Source organism: Pradoshia sp., from assembly GCF_051873915.1.
In the GTDB taxonomy this organism is placed as follows: domain Bacteria; phylum Bacillota; class Bacilli; order Bacillales; family Pradoshiaceae; genus Pradoshia.
In genome coordinates this window covers 1-4494 of the sequence record NZ_JBJEFJ010000130.1, presented here as the reverse complement: position 1 = coordinate 4494, position 4494 = coordinate 1, and the positions used below count along the sequence as shown (strand labels likewise).

Annotated in this window: 5 protein-coding genes; all 5 read left to right on the top strand. The window is 49.2% G+C overall.

Translation table 11 applies throughout. The annotated features are described in order from the left end of the window. The first annotated feature begins 3 nt into the window (after positions 1–3). A complete protein-coding gene (locus ACI35L_RS11620; RefSeq protein WP_439802939.1) occupies positions 4–903 on the top strand; it encodes an ABC transporter substrate-binding protein in 900 nt (299 codons plus the stop codon). Between the two features lie 5 nt (positions 904–908). Continuing rightward, positions 909–1922 carry a FecCD family ABC transporter permease gene (locus ACI35L_RS11615; RefSeq protein WP_439802936.1) on the top strand — a complete coding sequence of 338 codons (1014 nt, stop codon included), beginning with the start codon at positions 909–911 and terminating at the stop codon, positions 1920–1922. Further along, a complete protein-coding gene (locus ACI35L_RS11610; RefSeq protein WP_439802935.1) occupies positions 1915–2928 on the top strand; it encodes a FecCD family ABC transporter permease in 1014 nt (337 codons plus the stop codon). Before ACI35L_RS11615 ends, ACI35L_RS11610 begins: the two co-directional genes overlap by 8 nt. 13 nt (positions 2929–2941) lie before the next feature. Continuing rightward, a complete protein-coding gene (locus ACI35L_RS11605) occupies positions 2942–3754 on the top strand; it encodes an ABC transporter ATP-binding protein (RefSeq protein WP_439802934.1) in 813 nt (270 codons plus the stop codon). An 11-nt stretch (positions 3755–3765) separates the two neighbouring features. Next, a partial coding sequence (locus tag ACI35L_RS11600; RefSeq protein WP_439802933.1) for an alpha/beta hydrolase occupies positions 3766–4494 on the top strand: 729 nt, incomplete at its 3' end.

Sequence of the window (4494 nt, the reverse complement as noted above, 5' to 3'; positions counted from 1 at the left end):
AGCTTGGCTGCATGCGGTGAGGACGAGGCTACAAACAGTAAGGCAAAACAGGCAGATACTGAGGCAAAGGAAAAGACGGTTACATATATGGATAAGGAGTATAAGGTTCCGGCGGATCCGACGATTGTGGCTGCAAGTCTTGAATCAATGGAAGACTTGGCCCTTTTGGATGTGAAGCCGGCCGGTGCACTTGCTGTCGGGGGAGAGCTGCCTTCTTATTTAGCTGAGGACCTAAAGGGAGCTGAGCTCATCGGGGACAAGATGCAGCCCAATTATGAGACGATTCTAGGCTTAGACCCGGATATCATCCTTGGTACCTCCAAGTTCCAGGAGGATGTGAAATCACAGCTTGAGAAAATCGCGCCAATGATGCCGATTTCTCATGTATCGACAGACTGGGAAGCCAACTTAACGGCTGTTGCTGAACTGACTGGCAAGGAAGAGGAAGCTGAAAAGATTCTTGAAGAGTACAAGGCTGATGCTGCGGAAGTAAAGAATTCTGTATCTGAGTCCATGAAGGATAAAGAAGTGGTCATCATCCGTCTGCGTGCCGGCAATTTGATGATTTATGGACAGGACTTATATTTAAACCCGGTATTATACACTGACTTAGGTCTAGAGGTTCCGAAAGAAGTAGCTGCTGCAAAAGCACAGGAAGCCATCTCACTTGAGAAATTGGCGGAAATGAATCCGGACTATATCTTCCTTCAATTTGAGGAAAGTGAAAATGCAGATAAACCGGAAGCACTCGATGAGCTTCAAAAGAATGCGATTTGGAATGGTCTTGATGCCGTCAAAGCAGATCACGTTTTCATCAATAGCGTTGAACCGCTTGCCCAAGGCGGAACAGCTTGGAGCAAGACACAATTCCTTGATGCGGTTCAGCAAAATTTGACTAAATAATGCGTATGGATAAGCCATGGAAGACTGCCCCTCCAATGATGATATTGATTGCCGCTCCCTTTATCATGGCAGCGGTAGTCATCTTATCAATCCTGTATGGGGCAAAGGATATCAATATTTCTATCGTCATGGATGCCATCTTCCATTATGACCCGAAGAATGTGGACCATGCGATCATTGTGACCTCAAGGCTGCCAAGAGTATTGGCGGCCTTGTTGGTTGGAGCGTTCCTGGCTATTTCGGGGGCTGTCATGCAGGGGATGACCCGGAATTATCTCGCTTCCCCTTCTATTATGGGTGTTACCGATGGCTCAGCTTTCTTCATCACCATCGCGATGATTCTTATCCCTGGAGCCTCCAATCTGACGATGATTCTCCTGTCGATGGCGGGATCTGCCTTTGGTGCGTTGATTGTCTTCGGGTTTGGTTCCTTGCTCCGTGGAGGCTTATCCCCGGTCCGGCTTGCAATCATTGGTACGGTGATTGGAACCTTCCTAAGCAGCCTATCAGCTGCAATGGCGACGTATTTCCAAATCTCGCAGGATATTAGCTTCTGGTATAATGCCAAGCTCCATCAGGCTGATTTGGATATGCTGCTTTTAGCCTTGCCGCTAGGTCTTGTTGGGTTCATTCTGGCCTTGCTGCTTTCCGGGTCCTTGACGATTCTCTCGCTTGGGGATGAGACGGCCGTCAGCTTAGGCCTGCGCACAACAGTCGTGAAGGCCTTGGCCATGGTGTCTGTCATTGCGATGACGGGAACGGCCGTTGCACTTGTTGGGAAGATTGCCTTCGTCGGACTGATTATTCCGCATATCACGCGCTTTTTGATTGGGGTTGATTATCGCTGGGTCATTCCTTGTGCCGGCGTGATTGGGGCCATATTCCTGGCCTGCTGTGATTTGGCAAGCCGCTTTATCAATTATCCTTTCGAAACGCCGATTGGTGTGGTCACCGCCATTATTGGTGTTCCGTTCTTCCTCTATTTAATCCGGACGAAGGGAGGCGGAAAGCATGCGTAAGAAGAACACTCTCGGCCTCCTGTCTGTGTTTGTTCTATTAATTGCCATAACAGTCTATATCAGCTTGACAAACGGTGCCTTTGATATGACGGTCGGCGAGGTCGTCCGGACATTGCTTCGCATCGAAGGTGACCCGAAATTTGACTTGATTATCTTTGATTTCAGACTCCCGCGGATTGTCATTGCCGCACTTGTCGGCATGGGGCTTGGAGTGGCAGGAACCGTCATTCAAGGTATCACGCGTAACGGGCTCGCTGATTCCGGCATCCTCGGAATCAATGCCGGAGCTGGTGCTGCCATTGTCATCTTTATGTTCTTCTTTCAAGGACAGCTCAGTAATCTGGGCACAGCCGGTATCATGCTGCAGCCGTTATTCGGCCTTGCCGGCGGATTGCTAGCCGCCTTATTGATCTATTTCTTCTCCTTTAAAGGGGGACGGCTTGATACGGAACGCCTTTTACTGACTGGGATAGCGATTGGCTCCGGCTTTGGGGCGCTGTCCTTGTATGTGTCCTTGAAGATGAAATCAGCTGATTTTGAAATGGCGACGGTGTGGATCTCTGGAAGCATTTATAATGCGAACTGGGTTTATATTTTATCCATGCTGCCATGGCTTTTGATCCTGCTGCCGATCATTTACCATAAGGCCCATTTGCTTGACTTGTTTCAGCTTGAGGAAGCGACCGTAACGAGCATTGGCGTCAGGGTGGAGCGGGAGAAATCCATTTTGCTCCTGGCAAGCATTGGTGTCATCAGCAGCTGTGTATCCGTATCAGGCAGCATTTCGTTCATCGGCCTCATGGCCCCGCATATCGCAAGAAGCCTTGTTGGAACAAGGCATCGGGCCATAATCCCAGTGAGTGGGGCAGTTGGGATGCTGTTGGTGCTGCTATCCGACTTTATCGCCAAAACGGCGTTTTCACCGCTTGAAATACCGGTGGGAATTGTCGTCTCGATCATTGGCGTACCATATTTTCTATATTTACTCGTGAAAAGAAAGCACTAGGAGGGAAGCGCTTATGGCAACGATTTTATCCGTCGAACAATTAGAAGCCCGTTATGAGGAACGCACGGTTTTCCGTGAATTGAGCATGGCGATTCAAGAGGGAAGTGTGACGACAATCATTGGCCCGAATGGCTGCGGGAAATCAACCTTGCTAAAGACGATGGGGAGAATCTTGAAGCCAAAGTCAGGGAAAGTATCTCTGCTGGGCAAGAGCTTGAGTCAGATGTCGACGAAGGAAATTGCAAAGAAGCTTGCCCTCCTGTCGCAGAACCCTGTCGCTCCTTCCCAGCTTAAGGTGGAGGAGCTCATTTCTTATGGAAGATACCCGCATCAAAGAAGGGGACACAGCTTAAGTGCGGCAGACTTTGATGTGATGGAATGGGCAATGGAGGTCACAAAAACGCTCGAATTCCGCGAGCGGGAGATGGACCAATTATCCGGCGGACAAAGGCAGAAGGTATGGCTGGCCATGGCTCTCGCGCAGGAGACTGATCTGCTTCTCTTAGATGAGCCGACCACTTATTTAGATATGGCGCACCAGTTGGATGTGCTGAAAATCGTGCGGGATTTAAACCAAAATCAAGCATGCACGGTTGTCATGGTCCTGCATGACATCAATCATGCTGCACGCTTCTCTGATCAGCTTGTGGCGATGAAGGACGGCCAAATCAAGGCAATCGGCAAGCCGGAGGAAATCATGACGCCTGAAGTGCTTCGTGCCGTATTTGACATTGAGGCCCGTATTATTAAGGACCCTTATGATGGTGTTCCAATCTGTCTTGGATATGACTCCGTAACAACGCGTGAGGCTGTCTTATCGAACTAGGAGGCAAGGACATGACACAACAACAGTATCAACTGGAGGATTATGAGCTATTTATCTACAGCCCAGACACCGCTCCGCCTTCTGACGGCTTTCCGGTGCTATACGTGCTTGATGGAAATGCTTTCTTTCATACCGTTTCTAATCTAATTCGTCTTCAATCAAGAAGGCAGGAAAAAACAGGGGTCATCCCGGCAATTGTCTGTGCGGTTGGTTATCCAGGAGATGCCCCATTTCATCCAAGGCGTTTTTGGGATTATACGCCGCCCCAGGACACTTTACATGCACCGAAGAGACCGAATGGACAGCCATGGCCAGCGTCAGGGGGAGCAGATCAATTTCTTCGAACGATGGAAGAGGTCGTAAAGCCGTTTGTGGAAGCTCATTATCCGGTAAACCGATTAAGCCAAACACTATTCGGGCATTCACTTGGCGGGCTGCTGACTCTTTATGCCCTTTATACAAAGTCTGATGCCTATCAGCACTATATCGCAATCAGTCCTTCGCTTTGGTGGAACCGCTCCTTGATGAGGGGGCTTGAGCATGATTACTTGATTTGCTCTGCGGATCATCATCACCGTCTTTTCATGGCAGTCGGGTCAGAAGAGAAGGAGTATTTAATTCAGGATGCGGCTGAGTTATTTGCCAGACTGTATGATTCTAGCAAGATTCAGGTGGAATTTATGGAAGCGTTCGGGGAGAATCATCTATCGGTTGTGCCGACAGTTATGAGCCGGGCGCTG